Below are 21,369 nucleotides of genomic sequence, written 5' to 3' on the forward strand. Positions count from 1 at the left end.
CCCGCCTGCCGTCGACCCAGGCAGAGCCGAGCAGGTGCGGTGTGTGGGTCGACGGCAGACGGGATGGGAGTCGAAGGTGAGTCGTGAGGAAGGCCGGTGGGTCTGGTGGCCCATGAGATCTCAGCCGAAACTGCCCCCATCACCTCTAGTGGATCGCTACGGTACGGATCACCCACGTTGGAGGTCTCATGGCTGACTACGCCGCACATGCGCACAAGGCTCAGGAGCTGCTTGAAGCGGCCGAGCGAGGAGAAAAGCGGGGGCTTACAGCCGAGACCCGCGTACGGATGGCTCAGGTTGAAGCACTCCTCGCACTTGCTGCCGCAATAGACAAGCAGGGGAAGGGCCGCACGTCTGGCTAAGGGTGGTGTGTCGCCCGGCAAGTGGCCCGGGTGCCTGCCGACAGCGGCTGACACCGACGAGTGGGAATCTTGCATCCTCGCGTCCTCCCTCCAGCCGTGCCCTACCCGTGCCCGATTAGACGCATCCGATCGGGCCTCTAATCCACTACTCAGAAGCACCTGACCAAAGAAGGCTCCGAGTAGCGGGCGGCGAGACGGGCCTCAGCGAGGAGGCGGTCGCCGGCTTTGATGCGGCCCGTCGAAATCTGGGCCCTGAGGTCATCGGCGATGATGTGACGGCGAGAAGCCACGGCGCTGATCACCCACCCTCTGCGTCAGGTGGGTGACGAGTCGGCTGCAGGCATGCAGGGTCGGCAGCTTCCCTGACTCGAAACGGAGTCGCTTGGCCCCGAGCTGCGGCCCATTAGCGGACCGCCAAGGTTTGACCGCCCCTCATAGGTCACCGACCTGCACAGATACCTCAAGCACACAGGGCCTCCGGAGCCGTGTGCGCAGGTTCGAATCCTGCCGGGGGCACTTCGCGAGAAGTGCCGGAAGACCCCGCCCATGGCGCAAGCCGAGGGCGGGGTCTTCTTTTTGTGTCCGTGGGGGGCCGGCACCACCTCTCCTGGAGGCGGTGCCGGGGGCCGTCAGGTGAGTTGGCGGAGCAGGCCGACGAATTCGCGGAGTTCCTTGGTGGAGCGGGGGGCCATCGGTTCCGCGTCGAAGTGGGCGATGCCGTTGCGGATGACGCGGACCCGGTCCAGTTGGCGGACGAACTGGACGCGGTCGACCCCGGGCCAGCCGAGGGCCGCCCAGTTCTGGTCCGAGCGGACGCGCAGGGCCGGGTTCTGCTGGTCGCCGTCGAGCAGCTTCACATAGCCGTTGAACATCAGATCGGTGATCAGGCCGGTGCGCATGCTCGGCAGCTGTACGGCGCGGATGGCCTCCTCGCCGATGCGGGCGCCGAGGCACTTGCGCAGCCGGGACTCGATCTCGCCGACGACGAAGAACGGCCAGGCCGTCACGTCGAAGCGCTGGGTGATGTCGGCTGCGGTGACGATGCCGCTGAAGCTTCCGTTGCTCGCCCGGACCAGCAGGTAGCCGTCCTCGCTCACGCGGGGCAGCAGCGAGAAGAAGTCGTGGTGGGCCTCGACCACGGGCGGGTCCTCGACCATGGCCTCGGCGAGGACGGCCGAACCCGTCGTCTCGTAGACCTTCGCCACCGAGCTCCAGGTCACGACACCGCGGAGGGTGGTACCCCCTTCGATCACCGGGATCTGGGAGTACTTCTTCGTCCGCATCAGGTAGGTGACCTGGGTGAGCGGCGTGTCGGGTTCGACGGAGAACAGGCCGGCCGTCGCCGACGGGATGTCGCCGATGCGCAGCGGCCGGGCGGGCAGGCCGCCCGGGCTCATCTCCTCGGGGTCGTCTCCGTCCTGGTCCTCCGGCGGTGCGGCGGATGCGTCGGCCGCCTGCGGCTGCCAGGCCACCACGTGGACGTCCGCGCCGTGGTTGCAGGTGCCGAAGTACGGGAGGGTCGTCAGGCCGGCGTCCTTGAGGGCCTGCTCGATGCGGGGCACCGTCAGGTCGTTCCGCATCCGGACGCCGAAGAGGGCGAGCAGCTCCTGGACGGGGATCTGCCGGCCCTTCAGCGCGAGGAGCTGCTCCTCACCGGGGTTCTGCGTCATGGCCGCGCTCACCACTCCGCCGTGTCGCGGGAGACGGTGCGCTTGCCCATCGCCGACACGACGAGGTCGAGCAGCCGCTGGGCCCTCGTCTCGTAGAAGCGGACGAAGTCGTCCTCGCGCATCGCCTCCACATCGACGAGGTGCGTGGCCAGGACGTCCTCGAACCACTCGGGGCGCATGCCGGATTCGAGCGTGAGGGTCTTGAGGTAGGCGGCCGGCGGTCCGGCCATGCTCTTGGAGGCCCGGAGGGACAGCGGCGTCTTGTTGACGATCGAGCTCGCGCGCACGGTCCAGTTGGCGTTCGAGGGCCAGGCGGCGAGGTTCTTGGTGATCCACGACTTGGGGTAGATCAGCCGGACGTCGACGGCCCGTTCCACCAGCTGCCCGGGGGTGAGCGGACCCTCGGTGTAGTGCCAGTCCACGGCCCCCTGCTTGATGAGCAGGGCGTAGATGCCCTTGTACGCCGCGCTGTTGCGGGTCGAGAGGGTGTCGAGGCGGTCTTCGAGGAAGGCGGCCTCCGCGACGGTGTCGGGTTGAGGGGCGCGCTCGTCCTGGATCCAGTCGATCAGCTGCTCGACGTCGCGGGTGAAACGGGTCTCCAGGGAGCCGCCGTACATCTCGCCCAGGACGCCGCACCAGTACCACTGGGCGATCCGCTCCGCCGCGGCCGGCGTGTCCGTCCCGGTGCCGATCAGCGCGCGCACGGCCGCCAGCGGCACCAGCTGCGTACGGTACGGGAGGTCTCCCGTACGGGCGATGGACTGGCGCTCCAGGAACGCGCCCACCCAGCCGAAGGCGGCCGTCACCCTCGGGGCCAGCCTGCGGAAGTCCGCCAGGGGCAGCTTGAGCAGATCCCGGCGCTTGCAGGACACGGCCGTTCCGGCCCCCTCCTGCTTCGCCTCCCAGGTGCGCACGAGGGAGACCGCCTGGAGGAAGTCGCTGCTGCTGAGCCCGTCCTCCGGTCCACTCTCGGGGCGGCCGAGCACCGGGTAGGCGAGGGTCAGGACCTGCTTGATCTCCCGCCACTCGTCGGGCAGCCGGTAGTAGTCGCCGTGGGCCGCGACGTGTTCCTGGTCCCCCGCGTAGCTCGCGGTGAGCAGCTCGAAGACGTTCAGCGGCACTCCGCCGGAGTTGACCCGTTCGAAGACGGCGCAGACCGCGTCCGTCGTGGTCGACGCCGCCAGTTTGATCATCGGGACGTCGAAGGAGAGCATGTTGTTCAGGACCTGCTCCTGGAACTTCATCCAGAGCGGCCAGTTCTCCGGGTTCCGCACGAACTCCTGCTGCCAGGCGCCGACCCGGTGGGTGTCGAAGACGAAGTGCAGCGGGAAGTACCCGGCGGCGCACTCGCGTTCGGTGGTCGACAGGTCCAGTACGACCGTGCGGGCGAAGTCCCGCTTGAGGACCTTGTCCTCCGGTACGGACACGATCGCGTCGTCCCGGTCCGCTGGGGATCCGACCGCCTTGGCGATGTCGACGTAGTACCAGCGCCGCAGGTCCTTGCCCCGGCCGTCCCGCGTCTCGACCGGGCCGTCCTGGTGCAGCGCCTGGAAGAGCGAGGTGAGCCGCTGCTGGCCGTCGAGGAGCAGGAGGTCGGGGGCCTTGCCGTCGCCGCTCTCCGCGCCCTTCAGGGTGCGCGCCTTGAACTGGCTCTCCCCGCCTGTGTGGAGGGACATGACGACGCCGAGCGGATACTTCAGTGTGACGGTCGCGATGAGCGCCCGGATCCGCTCGTCGTCCCACTTCCAGTCCCGCTGGAAGTCCGGAAGCTGCAGGACGCCGGAGGCGACATCCTTGAGCACGTCCTTGAGATCCGGGTTGTCGAGAGCCACGCCGGCTTCCCCCACCTTCGATCGGTGATGTAACAGATCATCGAATCAAGGGTGTTGAACGACCGTCAACCGGTTCAGAGGAAGACGTCGGGTGGGGGTTGCCGGGGGCTTCGCCGCTACTTGACGTTGACGGCCTTCCAGGCTGCGTTGACCGCGTTGTATTCGGCGGAGTTCGCGCCGTAGAGGTCCGTCGCCGCGCTGAGGGTGGCGGTGCGGGCGCCCGCGTAGGTGGTGGAGGAGGTCATGTAGGCGGTGAGGGCCTTGTACCAGATCTTGTAGGCCTTCTGGCGGCCTATGCCGGCGAGGGTGGAGTTGTCGTAGGTCGGGGAGTCGTAGGTGACGCCGTTGAGGGTCTTGGTGCCGCTGCCTTCCGCCAGGAGGTAGAAGAAGTGGTTGGCCGGGCCCGAGGAGTAGTGGACGTCGAGGCGGCCGAGGCTGCTGGACCAGTAGTCGGCGGAGTTGCCGTCCTTGCTGGGCTTGTCCATGTGGCGGAGCGGGGTGCCGTTGCCGCGGATGTCGATCTTCTCGCCGATGAGGTAGTCGCCGGTGTCGGACGAGTTGTTCGCGTAGAACTCGACCGCCGTGCCGAGGATGTCCGAGGTGGCTTCGTTGAGGCCGCCGGACTCCTTGCTGTAGCGGAGGCCCGCGGTGGAGGCGGTGAGGCCGTGGGACATCTCGTGGCCGGCGACGTCGAGGGAGGTCAGCGGCTTGGCGTTGCCGGCGCCGTCGCCGTACGTCATGCAGAAGCAGGAGTCGGACCAGAAGGCGTTGACGTACGCGTTGCCGTAGTGGACGCGCGAATAGGCCGCGACGCCGTCGCCGCGGATGCCGTTGCGGCCGAGCTCGTTCTTGTAGAAGTCCCAGGTGACGGCCGCGCCGTAGTGGGCGTCGGCGGCGGCGGTCTCGCGGTTGCTCGCGAGGCCGTTGCCCCAGGTGTCGGTGGAGTTGGCGAAGAGGGTGCCGGTGCCGCTGGTGGCGCCCTTCAGGTCGTACGTCTTGTGGCCGCCGCGGGCGGTGTCCGTGAGGGTGAAGCCGGAGGCGGTGCCGAGGGTGACCTGGCCGCTGTACTGGGTGTTGCCGACGCCCGTCTCGATCGCCTCGTAGGAGTGGAGCTCCTTGCCGGTGGCGGCGTCCGTGACGACGTGGCGCTCGCTGGGCGTGCCGTCGTGCTGGAGCCCCTTCACGACGGTCTCCCAGGCGAGGACCGGCTTGCCGCCGGCCGCCCAGATCACCTTGCGGGCGGAGTCGCCGGCGGCGGCGCGGGCCGTGGCGCTCGTGGTGGGGACGGAGATGCGGGCGGCGGTCGCCTTGGTGGTGGAGCGGGCGCCGTTCTTCCGCTGGTGGACCACGAGGTCGCCGCCGAGCACCGGGAGGCCCTCGTAGGTGCGCTCGTACCGGGTGTGGACGGTGCCGTCCACGTCCTTGACGACGTCACGGGCGACCAGCTCCTCCTGGTCGGTGAGGCCGATCGCCTGGGCGGTGGCGGCGGCCGACGCCTGGGCCTGCTGGATCGCCACGGCCCGCTGCGGGGCGCCGAGGACGAGGGCGGTGGCCCCGTTCGCGGCCTCGGTGCGGGTCTCGGTGCGGGTCTCGGCTCCGGCGGTTCCGGTCTGGACTCCGACGACGACCATGGCGGCCGAGGCGACGAGGGCGGCGGTGCGGACGACGGTCCGGCGGTGCGAGGACTGCTGGCGGATCACGCGGGCTCCTTCGCTGAAACGCGTGGGGGTTCATGTGGGGGGTGACGCGGAGGGGAGCGTGCCAGCCACATCGGCTCTTTGACAGGTATGCAACAAGAATTTGACCATCTGTTGTCCGAAGGCCGGGGCAAGGCGTCCGCTATCCGACATACGGAACGGGCCCGGGGGCAGCCCTTCTTCGCCGGGAACCCGCCGCCCGGCACGCCCGCCCGGGTGGCCACCACCCCCGTGCCGCACACCGAGGACCCGCGGGCCCGGCGGCTGATGGCCCGGGACCCGCCGTCGCCGGTGTGGGCGTCCGACCTGGTGGTGGAGTTCCGCACCCCGCAGTGGACGGCCTTCTCGCCCTCCTCGCCCTCCGTCGCCGACCGGCTCGTGCTCGTGCTCGCTCTCGCCCCGGGGCGCCCGTGACGGTCGCCCGGGAGGAGGTCGAGGCGTGCGTCGCCCCCGCCTTCCCGAGGGGCGACATCGCGCCACGTCTGGAGCGGTACGGGGAGCTGCTCGGGCCCCTGTTCGACTCCGGGAGGGCGGGGGAGGTGCCGTGAGCGCCGGGGCGGCGGCGGGACCGGGGTGGCGTTCGCGCCGCCCGTGGAGATCATGCGGCCGCGGGTGGCGGACGGGATCCCCCGCAAGCGCCGCCGCCGCGCGAACTCCCTTACTCCCGCGAGTTCGACGGGTTCCGGGCGCTCGCCTTCGTCCTGGAGGGCGGGCGGGTGGTGCTCCCGTCGCGGTCCCGGCGCGACCTCTCCCCCGGGTTCCCGGACATCGCCGCGGCGCCGGCCGGGCGGCTGCCGGCCGGGATCGTGCTGGACGGCGGGCCGTGCGCCTACCGCGAGGGACGGATCGGCTTCACCGACCTGCTGCGCCCGCACGCCGACCGGGTACGGGGCGGGGGCCCGGTCCCGTACATCGCCTTCGACCTGCGCGCCGTACCCGGCCGGGACGTCCGGGCGCTGCCGCCGCGCGACCGCCGGCGGCTGCTCGGCACGGCGCCGAGCGAGACGGGCCCGCCGCTCCAGCGGGTGCCGGCCACCCAGGACGAGGAGACCGCCCGGGCCTGGTTCCGGGGCGTGGGGCCCCGGGCGTGGGGGCCTCGGGCGTGGAGGGGATCGTCGCCAAGGCGCTGGGCTCGCCGTACCGCTCCGGCTCCACCTGGTCCTGGCGGAAGGTCCGGCACGCCGAGACGGTGGACGCGGAGCCGATCGGGCTCGTCGGGCCGGCCGACCGGCCCCGGGCGCTCCTCGTGCGGCTCCCGGACGGGCGGACCCTGACGACCACCCTCCGGCTCACCCCGGCTCACCCCGGCTCACCCCGGCACAGGCGCGGGAGGTCGGCGCCCGGATGGCCGGGACGGGCGGCGGGGTGACGGCGGGGGGGTGACGGCGGGGGGGACGGCGGACACCGACCCCGAGCACGGTCCGGTGCCGCGGATCGCGCGGCCGCCGACGGTGGAGCCGCGGCGGGTCGCCGTGCGGCACGGGACGCCCGCGTTCGCGCGGTTCCGGGGGGAGGGAACGTGACCGTCCGCCCGTTCCGCGTCCCGTGGAACGGGCCCCACGCGCGCGTACCGCCCCACGGTCGCGACCCCGGCCCATACCGTCCGCAACGACCGGACCACGGGCCGTACATGGCGCAAACCGAGCGCAACGTGAGCCGTTGGCACGGTGCGTGACGCCCGTTCGGCGTCGATGTCCCTCCGTTGGTGCACACTTGCTGCCTGGTAAGCGCTCACGGGGAAGGCGGCCTGGCCATGTTGACGGGGATCGAGGAGGTCGACTGGGCCTCGTTGGGGCACGCGTACGGCCCCGCGGACGACGTGCCGGCACTGCTGCGTGGTCTCGCCTCGCCCGATCCCGCCGAACGGGAGACCGCCCTCGACGGCATGTACGGCGCGGTCCACCACCAGGGCGACGTCTACGACTCCACCCTCGCCTGCATCCCCTTCCTCCTGGAACTCGTCGCCGACCCCGCCGTCCAGGACCGCGGCGGCATCGTCGAACTGCTCACCAGCATCGGCGGGATCGAGCTGGACGACGAGGACGACGACCTGGACGGGCCGGCCGGACCGGGGCCGGACGACGCCGAGTTCGTCCCGGCCGCGAACTTCGCCATGGCGGCCGCGGCAGTCGCCGCCGGCGCCGACGTCTTCCTGGGCCTGCTCGACGGAACCGACCCCGAGGTGCGGCTGGCCGCACCGGTGGCGCTGGCGTCGCTGCACCCGGAGCCCGCGCTCGTGCTGACCCTGTTGCGGGAGCGGCTGACCGTGGAGCCCGACACGGAGGTGCGGCTGGCGCTGGTCGCGGCGGTGGGGCGGATCGCGCTGCGGCACGCCTCGCTGCGCGCGGAGACCGTCGACTGGCTGGGCTGGCTGGCGCGGGCGGCGCAGGACCCGGGGCTGCGGCTCGCGGCGCTGGCGCAGCTCGCGCGCTGCGCGCCGGGGCGGATCCCGGAGGACATCGTGCGGTGGGTGACGGAGCTCCTGGAGGAGATCCGGACGGCGCCGCGGCCGGAGCCGGAGGACGGGGGCGGCGAACCGGGGCCCGCCCGGATGCCGGTGACGCTGGTGGGGCAGGTGCGGGAGCTGCTCGAAGACCATGTGGCGGGCCGGCGGACACCGTGGACGGAGGAGCTGCTGCGCACCCTGCACGGGGCTCTGGACGACCGGGTGGACGACCGGATCGCGCTGATCCTCGCGCAGCTGCGCAGTCCCGACCCGGGGCAGCGGTCCGACGCGATCTGGCTGTGCGGGGGGCTGATACGGCTCTGGCGGGGACGGTACGAGGAGGTCGTGGCGCTCGTCGGAGCCCAGCTGGACGATCCGGACGCCCGGCTGCGGGACGCCGCCACCTCCTTCCTGGAGCGCCTCTTCGAGCTGGGCGCCCCGGCGGCCGACGCGCTCGCGGCCGTGCTCACCGGGGGGTCGGGCGGGCCGGGCGGTCCCGGCAGACCCGGCGGCTTTGGCAGAGCCGGCGTGTCCGGCGGGGCTGGTGTGTCCGGCGGGACCGGTGTGTCCGGCAGTGCGCCCGCCGTCGGCGGCGGGCTGGGGCAGCTGACGGGCCGGACCGGGCGGGACGGCGCGTTGCTCGCGCTGGCGCGGAGCGGTGATTCCCGGGCGGTGCCGCTGCTCGCGCGGGCGCTCGAAGGACCGGGCGAGGTGCGGCGCGAGCTGCTGTACGCGGTCGACGGGCTCGGCCCGGCCGCGGTGGGGCTCGCGCCGCTGCTGCGGCGGCGGTTGGCGGCGGTGGAGCTGGACGAGGACCTGTACGACCGGGCTTCCCCGCTGCTGTACGCGCTGGCGGCGGTGCGCGGCGGCCAGGCGCTGCCCGAGGTGCTGCGGCTCCTGCGCGGGGCACCGGAGTACCGGCGGGAGTGGGTGCGGGAGGCGGTGGCGCGGACCCTCGGCGCGTTCGGGCCCGCCGCCCGGGAGGCCGTACCGGAGCTGCGGGAGCTGCTCGACTCCGACACGTCGGCCGTCGCGACGACGGCGGCACGCGCCCTGTGGGCGGTCGAGGGCGACGCGGACGCCGTGGTCCCGGCCCTGGTGCGGTGGCTGCGGCCCGGCTCGTCGGGTGCCGACCGGTGCGCGGCGGCCCAGGCCCTGGGCGCGATCGGCCCGGCGGCGGCCGGGGCGGCGCGGGCGCTGCGGCCCGGGCTGACGTCCCGGGACCTGTGGGAGCGGGTGCGGTGCGCGGCGGCCCTGTGGCGGGTGTCCGGGGAGACGGAGCGGACGCTGCCGGTGCTGCTCGCGGCCTGGGAGGAGAACCGGCACGCGCGCGTGGACATCGCCGAGTGCTTCGCCGAGATGGGCCCGGCCGCCTCGGCGGCGCAGCTGCCGATCCTCACGGAACTGACCCGGCGCCGCCGGCACAACGCGCGCGAAGGCGCCTCCGGCAGCCACGACGTCCACCAGGACGAGAAGCTCCTGACGCTGTGCCGGGCGGCACTGGCCCGGATGGAGCTGCGGGGCCTCCAGGGACGGTAGCGACCTGGGTTTCCGCCCGGGCCTCCGGGACGCTGGAGACCTGACCTGGGTTCCGCCCGGGATCTCCGGGGCGGTGGCGCCCTGGGATTCCGCCCGGGGCCTCCGGGGCGGTGGCGACCCCGGGGTTCCGCCCGGTCGGCCCCGGTGGCCGGCCGCCGGTGGCCTGCCACCGGGGCCGGCCACCCGACTCAGGCCGGGATGACAATGACGACAATTGAACAATAGGGGACACTGCCTATCGTTCCGACCAGGAACGGTCACGATCCGAGGAGCAGTGTGAGACCCCGTACCGTCCGGCTCGCCGCGACCCTCGCGCTGGGCGCGCTCCCGCTGCTCGCCGGGTGCGCCGGCGAGGGCGGGCTCAAGAGCGACGGGCCGGCGGAGACGGCGGTGGGGCCCGTACGGCTCTGGCCCGAGCTGCCGCCCGCCTCGGACCCTCCGGTCGACTACGGCGAGACCGACACCGAGCGGGTGCCGGGGATCGCCGTGCGGGGCGCGGACGTGCGGACCGTGGACCCGGTCGCGGTGGTGCGCGCCGAGGTGGCCGCGCACCCCGACACGTACACCGGGGGCGACGGGCTGTACGAGGAGACCTCGCGGGCGGTGCTCGCCTGCGACACCGCGCCGGCGAGGTGCCCGGTGCTCTCGCCGTACTACCGGGACCTCACGGGGAACGGCCGGGACGAGCTGATCGTCGGGATCCGGATGCCCGAGCAGCAGGTCGCCGTCCGGGTGTACCTCGCCGAGGGGGGCGGTCTCACCCGGATCATGTCCACCGTCGACCAGGTGGTCACCGTGGAGCTGGCCGGGCGGGACCTGATCGTGCGGGCGGCCTCCGCGGGGATCCCCGGGTACGAGTACCGCACCGCCTGGTCGTGGGACGAGCGCCAGCACAGCATGCTGCCGGCCCGGGACGAGATCGTGCCGGTACGAGGGGCCCCGCCGGGTTCGCCCCGCACGGCCTCCCCGCGCACGGCCTCCCCGCGCACGGAACCCGGCATCGACCCGCGCACGGAACCCGGCACCGACCCGCGCACCGGACCCGGCACCGCGCCCCGGGCGGCCTCCCCCTGGGCCGCCGCCGCCCGCACGCCCACCCTCCGCCCGGAGCCGACGCCGTGACCCCGCGCCGGACCCGCCGGACCCGATGGACCCGATGGACCCGATGGACCAGCCGGGCCGCGCGGCCCCGCCGCCCCCGCGCGCCCGCCTGGACCGCGACGCTCACCTGGAAGGCCGCCGTCTTCATCGCCGTGATGTGCTGCGCGCTGGCCGCCCTGCTCGGCACGCTGGTGCACGTCTCCGTGACCGGGCAGACCGTGCGGGACGCCCGGGAGAAGGCGCTGTCCCGGCTCGCCGAGGTCACCCGGTCGTACGAGGCGGGCGAGCCGCTGCCGCCGTTCGCCGGGCTCGACCCGGACGGGCTGCCGGAGCGGCTGCGGCGGCTGACCGCGCGGGGCGAGCGCGGCACGATGACCGCCGACCACGAGGGCCGGCCGACCATGTGGGCGGCGGGCCCGGCGGACGGGCACGCCCTCGCCGTCCGCGTCGACCACAGCGTGGGCGCGGGGACGATCGACGCCCTCGACCGGTCGATCGTCGGCTCCTCGATCCTGGCGATCGCGGCGACCCTGGCCGTCGGCGTCGTGGCCGTCACCCGGGTCACCCGGCGGCTCCACGCCACCGCGCAGGTGGCCCGCCGGATCACCGCGGGCGATCTGGACGCCCGGGTGGACGACCCCCGGACGAAGGACCCCCGGCGGCCGCAGGACGAGGTGGCGACGGTCTCCGGGGCCCTCGACACGATGGCCTCCTCGCTCCAGCGCAAGCTCCAGAACGAGCAGCGGTTCACGGCGGACGTGGCCCATGAGCTGCGCACCCCGCTGACGGGCCTGTCGGCCGCCGCCGAACTGCTGCCGGAGGGGCGGCCTGCGGAGCTCGTACGGGACCGGGTGCGGGCGATGCGCGGGCTGACCGAGGACCTCCTGGAGATCTCCCGGCTCGACGCCCGCAACGAGACCGTCGACCTGGCCGTGCACGAACTCGGGCCGCTCGTCGAGCGGGTGGTGCGCGCCTCGGGCACGGAGACGGAGGTGCGGATCGCGCGGGCCGCGACGGTGGAGACGGACCGGCGGCGCCTCGAACGGGTCCTCGGCAATCTGGTCGCCAACGCCCACCGGCACGGCCGGCCGCCGGTGGTGGTGACGGTGGACGGGGCGACGGTGGCGGTACGGGACCACGGGCCGGGCTATCCGGAGTACCTCCTGGCCTCCGGCCCGCAGCGCTTCCGCACCGAGAGCGGCGGCAAGGGGCACGGACTGGGCCTGACGATCGCGGTGGGGCAGGCGGAGGTGGTCGGCGCCGAGCTGGAGTTCGGCCGCGCGCCGGGGGGCGAAGGGGCCGAGGCGCGGGTCCGGCTGCCGGAGTACGTGCGGTTCGAGGACGACGTCCCGGAGGGGTGAGAGAAGACCCCGGAGGAAGGGACCACCTCCCTCGCGGACCCCCGGCACGCCTCCCCGCGCACCCCCGGCACACCTCCCCCGCACACCCCCGACACGCCTGCCGCGGACCCACGACACACCCACGACACACCTGCCGCGGACCCAAAGCACACCCACGGCACACCGTCACACAAAAGGGACATACGGCATACGGCTTGCTACGTTGCCGAGCATGACCGCACCTCGGAGCACGGACGCGCCCCCGGACGCGCCGCCGCCCGGCGTCCGGGTCCCGAAGCGGCGCGGGGTGGAACTGGTCCTGCTCCTGGGCGCCGTCCTGATCTCCGTCTGCGGCTACGCCGAGGTGGGCCTCGCCCACGACGGGGCCGTGCCGCCGGACGCGGCGCGGTACGGCGCGGGCCTCGGCCTCCTCGCGCTCCTCGCGCACCTCGCCGTACGGTTCCGGGCGCCGTACGCGGACCCCCTCCTGCTGCCGATCGCCGTGCTGCTCAACGGGCTCGGTCTGGTGCTGATCTACCGGCTCGACCTGGAGACCCCCCGCGACCAGGCGGCGACCACCCAGCTGGTCTGGTCGACGCTCGGCGTCGCGCTCTTCATCGTGGTCGTGCTCGTGCTGCGCGACCACCGCGCGCTCCAGGGCTACGCGTACGTCTCCGTGGCCGCCGCGCTCGCCCTGATGATCCTGCCGATCTTCTTCCCGGCGGTGAACGGCGCCAGGATCTGGATCCGGATCGGCGGGCTTTCCTTCCAGCCGGGGGAGTTCGCGAAGATCCTGCTCGCGGTCTTCTTCGCCGCGTACCTCTCCGCCAACCTCAGCGCGCTGGCGTACGCGGGCCGCCGGATCTGGAGGTTCCAGTTCCCGACCTGGCGGGTACTCGGTCCGATCGTGGCGATCTGGCTGCTGAGCGTCGGCGTCCTCGTCCTGGAGCGGGACCTCGGCACCTCGCTGCTCTTCTTCGGCCTCTTCGTGATCATGCTGTACGTGGCGACCGGCCGCACCGGCTGGATCGCCATCGGGCTGCTGCTCGCCGCCGCCGGGGCCTTCCTCATCGGCTCGGTGGAGCCGCATGTGCACAGCCGGGTGCAGGACTGGCTGGATCCGTACGCCTCCATCCGGGCGGGCGACGGGCCCGGGCAGCTCGCCCAGTCGCTCTTCGCCTTCGCCGCCGGCGGGATGCTCGGCACCGGCCTCGGGCTCGGGCACTCGGTCCTCATCGGCTTCGCCACCAAGTCGGACTTCATCCTGGCGACGGCCGGCGAGGAGCTGGGCTTCGTCGGGCTCACCGCGCTCTTCCTGCTGTACGCGCTCTTCGTGGCGCGCGGCTACCGCGCCGGGCTCTCGCTGCGGGACCCCTTCGGGCGGCTGCTCGCGGTCGGGCTCGCGTCGATCGTGGCGTTCCAGGTCTTCGTCATCGCGGGCGGGGTGATGGGGCTGATCCCGCTGACGGGCATGGCCATGCCGTTCCTGGCGCAGGGCGGTTCCTCCGTGGTGACCAACTGGGTGATCGTCGCGCTCCTGGTGCGGGTCAGCGACTCGGCGCGGGCGCCGCAGCCGGAGGCCGCGGACACGGGCGAGCCGGCGCGGGTGGAGGCGGGCCGGTGATCCGGTACATCCGGCGGGCCGCCGCGCTCTGCCTGGTCCTGCTCGTCGCGCTGCTGGTCAACGCCGCCCGGGTGATGCTGGTGGAGGCCGACGAGCTGGACGCGAATCCGGCCAACCGGCGGGCCGCGATCGCCCGCTGGGCCGAGCCGCGCGGCGAGATCGTCGTCGACGGCAAGCCGGTGACCGGCTCCCGGGACAGCGGGCAGCAGCTGCGCTGGGAACGGACCTACCGCCGGGGCCCGCTGTACGCCCCGGTGACCGGCTACGCCTCCCAGACGTACGGCACCACGATGCTCGAACACGCCGAGGACGCGCTGCTCTCCGGCACCGACCCGGTGCTGGCGCCGCTGCCGCTGTGGAACGACCTCACCCGGGGCCGCTCCCCCGGCGGCGACGTGGTGACCACGATCCGCGCCTCCCTGCAGGAGACGGCCTACCGGGGGCTCGACGGGAAGCGCGGCGCGGTCGTCGCGCTCGAACCGTCGAGCGGCCGGATCCTGGCGCTGGTCTCCTCCCCCTCGTACGAGCCCGGGGTGCTCTCCGGCAACGGCGCGGACGTGAAGGACGCCTGGACCCGGCTGACCACCTCGCCCAACCAGCCGATGCTCAACCGGGCACTGCGGCAGAGCTACCCGCCCGGCTCCACCTTCAAGATCGTGACGGCCGCGGCGGCGCTGGACTCGGGCGTCGTACGGGACGTGGACGCGCCGACGGACACCCCCGACCCCTTCGTGCTGCCCGGCACCCGGCAGGTGCTGCCGAACGAGGCCCGGGGCTGCGAGGACGCCTCGCTCGCGTACGCGCTCCAGTGGTCCTGCAACACGGTGATGGCCGGGCTCGGGGTGGACGTCGGCCTGGAGGACATGGTCGACACGGCGGAACGGTTCGGCTTCGACGACACGACGCTGCGGGTGCCGTCCTGGGTGGCGAAGTCCAACTTCGACCGCGCAATGAGCCCGGACCAGCTGGCGCTGTCGTCGATCGGGCAGTTCGACACGACGGCGACCCCGCTCCAGATGGCGATGGTGGCGGCCGCCGTCGCCAACACCGGGGAGATCGCGCAGCCGTACCTGGTCGACCGGACGACCACCTCCGGCGGGACGACCGTGGACCGCACCCCGCGCCGCCCCTACCGGCAGGCGATGAGCCCCTCGACCGCCCTACAGCTCCAGCGGCTGATGGTGCGGGCGGTCGAGGAGGGCACGGGGACCAACGCGGCGATCCCCGGCGCCCGGGTCGGCGGCAAGACGGGCACCGCGCAGCACGGCTTCGGCAACACGGGCACCCCGTACGCCTGGTTCATCGCCTGGGCCCAGGCCGAGGACTCCGGCCGCCCCGCGGTCGCGGTCGCGGTGGTCGTCGAGGACGCGGAGGCGGCCCGCACCGACATCAGCGGCGGCGGCAGCGCGGCACCGATCGCCCGTGACGTGATGCGCGAGGCCCTGCGCCTCGATGCGGAGTCCCGCGGCGCCCCCGGGGCGCGGGGCGCCCGGGGCGCGGAGCCGGCACCGGCGGTCCGCCCGCGCGGCGCCCCGGGGGCCCGTCCGGCCACCACCCCGGCCGCACCGCCGCGCGCGGGGGACCGGCGGCCCCCGGCCACGGCTCCCCCGGCCCGTCCGCGCGGCGCCCCGGGCGCCGGCGACCGGGCGCCCGGCACGGGCTGAGCCCGGGCGGCTCCGGCCGCTACTCCGACGCGCCGTCCGCGATCGCCTCGGCGACCTCCGCGACGCGCTCCCGCTCCTCCGTCGCGAAGCGTTCCTCGTCGAGCCGTTCCGCGATCTCCTCGTCCTGGGTCATGAGGAGGTCGAGGTTGGAGTCGCCGAGGTCGAAGACGCCCATGTCGAGGTAGGCCTTCTGGAGGCGTTCGCCCCAGAGGCCGATGTCCTTGACGCAGGGCACGATCCGGCTGAAGAGCAGCTTCCGGAAGAGGTGCAGGAAGTCGTTCCGCTCGCTGAACTCCTCCGCCTCCTTCCTCGGGATGCCGAAGTTCTCCAGGACCTCGACGCCGCGCAGCCGGTCGCGCATCAGGTAGCAGCCCTCGATGACGAACTCCTCGCGCTCGCGCAGTTCGGCCTCGGTGAGCTGCTTGTAGTGGTCGCGCAGGGCCATCCGCCCGAAGGCGACGTGGCGGGCCTCGTCCTGCATGACGTACGCCAGGATCTGCTTCGGCAGCGGCTTGTCGGTGGTGTCGCGGATCATGCCGAAGGCGGCGAGGGCCAGGCCCTCGATGAGCACCTGCATGCCGAGGTAGGGCATGTCCCAGCGGGAGTCGCGGAGGGTGTCGTCGAGGAGGGTCTGGAGGTCGTCGTTGATCGGGTAGAGCATCCCGATCTTGTCGTGGAGGAAGCGGCCGTAGATCTCGGCGTGCCGGGCCTCGTCCATGGTCTGGGTCGCGGAGTAGAACTTCGCGTCGAGGTCGGGCGCGGACTCGACGATCCGGGCGGCGCAGACCATGGCGCCCTGCTCGCCGTGGAGGAACTGGCTGAAGTTCCAGGAGGCGTAGTGGCGGCGCAGCTCGCCCTTGTCCTTCTCGGTGAGCTTGGCCCAGTGGCGGGTGCCGTGGAGGGCGAGCGCCTCGTCGGGGGTGCCGAGCGGGTCGTAGGGGTCGACCTCCAGGTCCCAGTCGATACGGCGGGCGCCGTCCCACTGCTTGTCCTTGCCCTTCTGGTAGAGGGCGAGGAGCCGCTCACGGCCGGCGTCGGCCATGTCGTACTCCCAGGAGAAACGGGCCTCGCCGGTCGCCGGGATCTCCCGGCCGGGTCCGGACGGGGGGTTCACGTAGAGCTCGTGCGTCGACATCGACCACTCCTTCGGGCACCGGCGTCCTGCCGCCGCCAGCAGGCTCACACGTTGCTGTACGAAGCGTCAACAAGTCGCGCGCAAGGGATTGACGGGCTTGCTGACGGGCAGTCTGATAGCAAGTGACCGACGGTAACCCCGAGTTCGACGCCAGCGAGGTGTCCCGCGCCATGAGTCCCTTCACCGAGCCCGACTTCACCCAGCTGCGGGACGCGCTCGGACCGCTCCGCGACCGCGAGCGGCTCGCCGAACGACTCCTGGAGTCCTCCCGCAAGCACTCCCACGACCCCGACGCCGAACTCGACTGGGACGCGCCCTTCGAGGCCGCCAGGTGGTACTGGCCGCCGGAGCTGGTCTCCCTCTACGACACCCCGCTGTGGCGGCGGATGTCCGAGGAGCAGCGGATGGACCTCTCCCGCCACGAGGCCGCCTCGCTCGCCTCGCTGGGCATCTGGTTCGAGGTCATCCTGATGCAGCTGCTCGTCCGGCACGTCTACGACAAGCCGCTGACCAGCCACCACGTGGGGTACGCGCTCACCGAGATCGCGGACGAGTGCCGGCACTCCATGATGTTCGCCCGGCTGATCCGCAAGAGCGGGACCGGGGAGTACCCGGTGCCGCGGATCTACCACAACCTCGGCCGCGTGCTGAAGACCGTCTCCACCACCCCCGGCTCCTTCGCCGCCACCCTCCTCGGCGAGGAGATCCTGGACTGGATGCAGCGGCTGACCTTCCCGGACGAGCGGGTCCAGCCGCTGGTGCGCGGAGTGACCCGGATCCACGTGGTGGAGGAGGCCCGGCACGTCCGGTACGCCCGCGAGGAGCTGCGCCGCCAGATGGTGACGGCGCCGCGCTGGGAGCAGGAGTTCACCCGGCTCAGCTGCGGCGAGGCCGCCCGCGTCTTCTCCACCTGCTTCGTCAACCCCGCGGTGTACGACGCGGTGGGCCTGGACCGGCGGCAGGCGGTCGCCGAGGTCCGGGCGAGCGGCCACCGCAGGGAGGTCATGCGGTCCGGCGCCAGGCGCCTGACGGACTTCCTCGACGACATCGGCGTGCTGCGCGGCCCCGGCCGGCGGCTCTGGCGGTCCTCGGGACTGCTGGCCTGAGCACGCCCGGCGGCCGCGGGGGACGGGGGTCCGGAGGCGGGCGTACCGGGGTTACGCTGCGGACATGACGAGCGCCGCCTCCCCCGCGTACCGCCGGCTCAGCGTCGAGGAGCGGCGCGGCCAGCTCCTGGAGGCCGCGCTGGGGCTCTTCGCGCACCGGGCCCCCGAGGACGTGTCGCTCGACGACGTCGCCGAGGCGGCCGGGGTCTCGCGGCCGCTGGTCTACCGCTACTTCCCCGGCGGCAAGCAGCAGCTGTACGAGGCCGCGCTGCGCTCCTCCGCCGAGGCGCTGAACCGCTGCTTCGCCGAACCCGAGGACGGGCCGCCCACCGAGCGGCTCGGCCGGGTCCTCGACCGGTACCTCGCCTTCGTGGACGGTCACGACGCCGGCTTCAGCGCGCTGCTGCGCGGCGGCAGCGTCGTCGAGACCTCCGACACCACGTCGATCGTGGACGAGGTGCGGCGGGCCGCGGCCGGGCAGATCTTCCTGCACCTGGGCGCGGAGCGGCCGGGCCCGCGGCTGGGGATGCTGGTCCGCGCCTGGATCGCGGCGGTCGAGGCGGCCTCCCTCATCTGGCTCGACGACGGCAAGCGGCCGGCCGCCGGCGAGCTGCGCGACTGGCTGGTCGACCAACTGGTCGCCCTCCTGGCGGCCGGCTCCGCGAGCGACCCGGAGACCGCCTCGGTCGTCCGGCGGCTGCTCGCCCAGGAGCGTCCCGACGGGCCGGTCGCCGGCCTGGTCCGCCGGCTGGCGCCCCTCGTCGGCGAGGCGGCGCACCTGCTGTGAGCCCCCGCGGCGGGAGCGGCCGGGAGAGACTGGTGGGGTGAGAAGCGAGAACACCCCCTTCCGCGGCGGCCCCCTCGACGGGCGGGTGCTGCCCATCCTGCTCGGCGCGACCGGCCACCCGCCGAAGTGGTACGAGGTGCCGGTCCCGGCCCACGACGGCCGGCCGCCCATGCTCTACGCGTACCGGCGCGAGCCCGCGGGCCACACCCGGCGGCTCGGGCTCCAGCGCGGCTGGGTCTACGCGTACGCCCCCGAGGGCCGCGAGCGGCGCGAGCTGAAGTGGCCGTGGTCGAAGCCGTCCCCGAGGCCCGACGGGGAGCCGTCCCCGAGGCCCGACGGGGAGCCGAACGGGTGACAGACGGGGGCGCGCCCCGATCCGTACGGTAATCGGATGAACGCCCGCGCCATGATGCCTCCGGAGCCCGCTCTGGAGGTGGTGGTGACGTGTCGCGAAGGCTGCTGCGCACGGTCTGTACGGGAGCCCTGGCCGCGCTGACGGCACTGACCGGCACGGCCGCGGCCGCGCCGGCGCCACCCGAACCCCCGGCGGGCACCGCCGTCGGCTCCGCCCCGATCGCCTGGGCGGACCCGACGGCGGAACCGGTGGGGCCGGTGGACCCGGACGCCGCTCGCCCGGACACCCTCCAGGAGGACACCGTCCCGCAGGACACCACCCTCCCCGAGATCCCGGACGCCGACCCTGGCGCCGACACCGACACCGGCCCCGGCCCTGAGCCCGGCCCCTACGCCGACGACGCCGCCGCCCTGCCCCCCTCCGGCGGTGACTCCGTGGCCGCGCTGCTCGCGCGGCTGCGCACGCTCTACCGGCAGGCCGAGGAGGCCACCGAGCGGTTCAACGCCGCCGAGGAGCGGCTGAGGGTCCAGCAGGCCGAGGGGCGAAGGGTCGCCGCCGGACTGGAGAGCGCCCGGGCCGCCCTCGCCCGGGGGCGGGCGGAGGCGGGACGGCTCGCCCGCGAGCAGTACCAGGGACGGACCTCGTACGCCGCGCCGCTGCGACTGCTCTTCGCCCCCGACCCCCAGTCGGCGCTCGACGCACGGCATCTGCTGGACCGGACGGCCCGCGAGCGGGCCTCCGCCGTCCCCCGCCTCCTGGCCGCCGAACGCCGCGCCGCCGACCTGGCCGGCGCCTCCCGGACCGCGCTCGACCGGCAGCGGACCCTCGCCGCGCGACAGCGGGCCCGGCGCGACGAGGTGCGGAAGAAGCTCGCGGAGGTCGAGGCACTGCTCGCCTCGCTCTCGCCCGGGCAGCTGGCGCGCCTCACCGAGCTGGAGCGCGAGCAGACGGCCGGCGCCCAGCGCGAGCTCCTCGACTCCGGCGTCCTCGACCTCACCCGCACCCCGTCCGAGGCGGGGTCGGAGGCGCTGCGCTTCGCGGTCGGGCAGCTCGGGAAGCCGTACGAGTGGGGGGCCGAGGGTCCGGAGGCGTACGACTGCTCGGGGCTCACGCAGCGGGCCTGGGCTGCGGCCGGCCGGGAGATCCCGCGCACCAGCCAGGAGCAGTGGGCGCGGCTGCCCCGGGTGCCGCTGGACCGGCTGCGGCCTGGGGACCTGGTGGTGTACTTCCCGGGCGCCACCCACGTGGCGCTCTATCTGGGCGAGGGCCTGGTCGTACAGGCCCCTCGCCCCGGCGCCCGGGTGAAGGTCTCCCCCGTCGCCTCGAACCCGCTGCTCGGGGCCGTGCGCCCGGACCCGGGCGGCACGCCCCTGGAGTCGTACGCCCCGCCCGTCCTCCCCGAGGGCGCCCGGGAGGGTTCGGACGAGGGGTACGACCGGGAGGGTCAGGCGCCGGAGGCGACCGAGGCCAGGTAGCCGGAGGCCTTCTCCGGGTCGAAGAAGAAGTTCTCGAAGTCGGCCGGGTCGTCGAAGCCGTTGGCGAAGCGGTCGGCGATCGGCTGGAGCTCGCCGGCCGCGCCGATCAGCTGGAGGACGTGCTCCGGCGGCGGCGCCAGCATCGCGTTGGTCCACTTGGTGACCGGCTCGGCGATCCGCCAGTAGCGGTCGAAGGCGGACCGCATCCACTCCTCGTCGAAGGGCTTGTCGCCGTGCTCGACGATCGCGGAGAGGTAGGCCGCGGCGCACTTGGAGGCGGAGTTGGAGCCCTGGCCGGTGATCGGGTCGTTGGCGACCACGACGTCCGCGACGCCCAGGACGAGGCCGCCGCCGGGGAGGTGGCCGACGGGGTTGCGGACGGTGGGGGCGTAACGGCCCGCCAGGGTGCCGCCGGCGTCGGTCAGTTCGACCTTGGTGGCGCGGGCGTACTCCCAGGGCGTGAACCTCTCCATCAGCTCCAGCGTGAGCGCCAGGTGCTCGGAGGGGTCCTTGACGCCCTGGAAGACGTCGAGCGGGCCGCCGGGGACGCCCTCCCAGAAGAGGATGTCGGCGCGGCCGCCGGTGGTGAGCGTCGGCATGACGAAGAGCTCGCCGACACCGGGGACGAGGTTGCAGCGGACCGCGTCGAACTCGGGGTGCTCGGGGCGCGGGCCGAGCCCGTGCACGTACGCGACGGCGAGCGCGCGCTGCGGCTCGCTGTGCGGGGAGCGGTCGGCGTCCCGGCCGAACATGGAGACCAGCTCGCCCTTGCCGGCGGCGATGAGCACCAGGTCGTAGCGGCGGGCGAAGAAGTCGAGGTCGCCGACGGCCGCGCCGTGGATGACGAGCTGTCCGCCGCGCTGGGCGAAGGTCTCCAGCCAGCCGGCCATCTTCACGCGCTGGTCGACGGACTGGGCGTAGCCGTCGAGCCTGCCGACCCAGTCGATGACGCGGGCCGAGTCGGGCCCGGCGACGGAGACGCCGAGGCCCTGGATCCTCGGGGCCTGGGACGCCCAGAAGTCGAGGCCGAGGTCGCGCTCGTGCCGGAGCGCGGTGTCGAACATGCACTGGGTGGACATGACGCGGCCGGAGCGGATCTCGTCCGCCGTCCGGTTCGACATCAGGGTGACCTCGTACCCCTGGGACTGGAGGCCGAGGGCGAGCTGGAGACCGGACTGTCCGGCGCCGACTATGAGTATCTTCCGCATGGGTGGTGCTCCTGGCGAAGACGGGTGC

Annotated in this window: 17 protein-coding genes; 12 read left to right on the plus strand and 5 right to left on the minus strand. The window is 73.6% G+C overall.

Features of this window, described 5'->3' with window-relative positions; all coding sequences use genetic code 11:
* Nucleotides 1–991: 991 nt before the first annotated feature.
* From ACFQ8C_RS26090 to ACFQ8C_RS26100, 3 genes are all read right to left on the minus strand, one after another.
* Entirely contained in the window at nt 992–2,032 is a 1,041-nt protein-coding gene (locus tag ACFQ8C_RS26090) for a CBS domain-containing protein (RefSeq protein WP_383461845.1), read from the minus strand.
* Between the two features lie 8 nt (nt 2,033–2,040).
* On the minus strand, nt 2,041–3,864 hold the full coding sequence (locus ACFQ8C_RS26095) for a DUF262 domain-containing protein (protein ID WP_383461846.1): 1,824 nt from the start codon (nt 3,862–3,864) through the stop codon (nt 2,041–2,043).
* A gap of 116 nt (nt 3,865–3,980) precedes the next feature.
* Nucleotides 3,981–5,495, minus strand: a complete 1,515-nt coding sequence (locus ACFQ8C_RS26100; protein ID WP_383461885.1) for a M4 family metallopeptidase — start codon at nt 5,493–5,495, stop codon at nt 3,981–3,983.
* Nucleotides 5,496–5,777: 282 nt separating this feature from the next.
* Between ACFQ8C_RS26100 and ACFQ8C_RS26105 the strand changes: the two genes are divergently transcribed.
* The 8 genes from ACFQ8C_RS26105 (at nt 5,778) to ACFQ8C_RS26140 (ending at nt 15,275) form a co-directional block, all read left to right on the plus strand.
* Entirely contained in the window at nt 5,778–5,975 is a 198-nt protein-coding gene (locus ACFQ8C_RS26105) for a hypothetical protein (protein ID WP_383461848.1), read from the plus strand.
* Nucleotides 5,972–6,109: a hypothetical protein gene (locus ACFQ8C_RS26110; protein WP_383461849.1), complete on the plus strand. Its 138-nt coding sequence runs from the start codon at nt 5,972–5,974 to the stop codon at nt 6,107–6,109. The genes ACFQ8C_RS26105 and ACFQ8C_RS26110 overlap by 4 nt, the downstream gene beginning before the upstream one ends.
* A gap of 539 nt (nt 6,110–6,648) precedes the next feature.
* Complete coding sequence (locus ACFQ8C_RS26115) at nt 6,649–6,930, plus strand: hypothetical protein (protein ID WP_383461850.1); 282 nt, start codon at nt 6,649–6,651, stop codon at nt 6,928–6,930.
* 384 nt (nt 6,931–7,314) lie between these two features.
* On the plus strand, nt 7,315–9,546 hold the full coding sequence (locus tag ACFQ8C_RS26120) for a HEAT repeat domain-containing protein (protein WP_383461852.1): 2,232 nt from the start codon (nt 7,315–7,317) through the stop codon (nt 9,544–9,546).
* A 276-nt stretch (nt 9,547–9,822) separates the two neighbouring features.
* Entirely contained in the window at nt 9,823–10,668 is an 846-nt protein-coding gene (locus ACFQ8C_RS26125) for a hypothetical protein (RefSeq protein WP_383461854.1), read from the plus strand.
* Between the two features lie 125 nt (nt 10,669–10,793).
* Nucleotides 10,794–12,008 carry an ATP-binding protein gene (locus tag ACFQ8C_RS26130; RefSeq protein WP_383461887.1) on the plus strand — a complete coding sequence of 405 codons (1,215 nt, stop codon included), beginning with the start codon at nt 10,794–10,796 and terminating at the stop codon, nt 12,006–12,008.
* Between the two features lie 211 nt (nt 12,009–12,219).
* Nucleotides 12,220–13,611 carry an FtsW/RodA/SpoVE family cell cycle protein gene (locus tag ACFQ8C_RS26135; protein ID WP_383461856.1) on the plus strand — a complete coding sequence of 464 codons (1,392 nt, stop codon included), beginning with the start codon at nt 12,220–12,222 and terminating at the stop codon, nt 13,609–13,611.
* Complete coding sequence (locus tag ACFQ8C_RS26140) at nt 13,608–15,275, plus strand: penicillin-binding transpeptidase domain-containing protein (RefSeq protein WP_383461858.1); 1,668 nt, start codon at nt 13,608–13,610, stop codon at nt 15,273–15,275. Before ACFQ8C_RS26135 ends, ACFQ8C_RS26140 begins: the two co-directional genes overlap by 4 nt.
* A gap of 19 nt (nt 15,276–15,294) precedes the next feature.
* On the opposite strand, the gene ACFQ8C_RS26145 is transcribed toward ACFQ8C_RS26140, so the two are convergent.
* Nucleotides 15,295–16,410 (minus strand): ferritin-like domain-containing protein, encoded by a 1,116-nt coding sequence (locus ACFQ8C_RS26145; protein ID WP_383461860.1) that lies wholly within the window; start codon nt 16,408–16,410, stop codon nt 15,295–15,297.
* 170 nt (nt 16,411–16,580) lie between these two features.
* On the opposite strand from ACFQ8C_RS26145, the gene ACFQ8C_RS26150 reads away from it, so the two are divergent.
* The 4 genes from ACFQ8C_RS26150 to ACFQ8C_RS26165 all read left to right on the plus strand — a co-directional run bounded on the left by ACFQ8C_RS26150 (nt 16,581) and on the right by ACFQ8C_RS26165 (nt 20,133).
* The gene (locus ACFQ8C_RS26150) at nt 16,581–17,516 is read left to right on the plus strand and encodes a diiron oxygenase (RefSeq protein ID WP_383461889.1); all 936 of its coding nucleotides are present in this window, start codon (nt 16,581–16,583) and stop codon (nt 17,514–17,516) included.
* 64 nt (nt 17,517–17,580) lie between these two features.
* A complete protein-coding gene (locus ACFQ8C_RS26155) occupies nt 17,581–18,303 on the plus strand; it encodes a TetR/AcrR family transcriptional regulator (protein ID WP_383461861.1) in 723 nt (240 codons plus the stop codon).
* A 37-nt stretch (nt 18,304–18,340) separates the two neighbouring features.
* On the plus strand, nt 18,341–18,658 hold the full coding sequence (locus ACFQ8C_RS26160; RefSeq protein ID WP_383461863.1) for a hypothetical protein: 318 nt from the start codon (nt 18,341–18,343) through the stop codon (nt 18,656–18,658).
* An 89-nt stretch (nt 18,659–18,747) separates the two neighbouring features.
* Entirely contained in the window at nt 18,748–20,133 is a 1,386-nt protein-coding gene (locus ACFQ8C_RS26165) for an NlpC/P60 family protein (RefSeq protein ID WP_383461865.1), read from the plus strand.
* Here ACFQ8C_RS26165 and ACFQ8C_RS26170 read toward each other — a convergent pair.
* Entirely contained in the window at nt 20,103–21,341 is a 1,239-nt protein-coding gene (locus ACFQ8C_RS26170) for a styrene monooxygenase/indole monooxygenase family protein (RefSeq protein ID WP_383461867.1), read from the minus strand. The two genes, ACFQ8C_RS26165 and ACFQ8C_RS26170, sit on opposite strands and share 31 nt — an antisense overlap.
* Between the last annotated feature and the right edge of the window lie 28 nt (nt 21,342–21,369).

The sequence above is a fragment of the Streptomyces sp. NPDC056503 genome, from assembly GCF_042794995.1.
GTDB lineage: Bacteria > Actinomycetota > Actinomycetes > Streptomycetales > Streptomycetaceae > Streptomyces.

Bases quoted from the DNA above. Each gene is read 5' to 3' on its own strand.
- ACFQ8C_RS26090 (WP_383461845.1), bottom strand. From the start codon at position 2,032: ATGACGCAGAACCCCGGTGAGGAGCAGCTCCTCGCGCTGAAGGGCCGG.
- ACFQ8C_RS26100 (WP_383461885.1), bottom strand. From the start codon at position 5,495: ATGGTCGTCGTCGGAGTCCAGACCGGAACCGCCGGAGCCGAGACCCGC.
- ACFQ8C_RS26120 (WP_383461852.1), top strand. From the start codon at position 7,315: ATGTTGACGGGGATCGAGGAGGTCGACTGGGCCTCGTTGGGGCACGCG.
- ACFQ8C_RS26135 (WP_383461856.1), top strand. From the start codon at position 12,220: ATGACCGCACCTCGGAGCACGGACGCGCCCCCGGACGCGCCGCCGCCC.
- ACFQ8C_RS26145 (WP_383461860.1), bottom strand. From the start codon at position 16,410: ATGTCGACGCACGAGCTCTACGTGAACCCCCCGTCCGGACCCGGCCGG.
- ACFQ8C_RS26150 (WP_383461889.1), top strand. From the start codon at position 16,581: ATGAGTCCCTTCACCGAGCCCGACTTCACCCAGCTGCGGGACGCGCTC.
- ACFQ8C_RS26155 (WP_383461861.1), top strand. From the start codon at position 17,581: ATGACGAGCGCCGCCTCCCCCGCGTACCGCCGGCTCAGCGTCGAGGAG.
- ACFQ8C_RS26170 (WP_383461867.1), bottom strand. From the start codon at position 21,341: ATGCGGAAGATACTCATAGTCGGCGCCGGACAGTCCGGTCTCCAGCTC.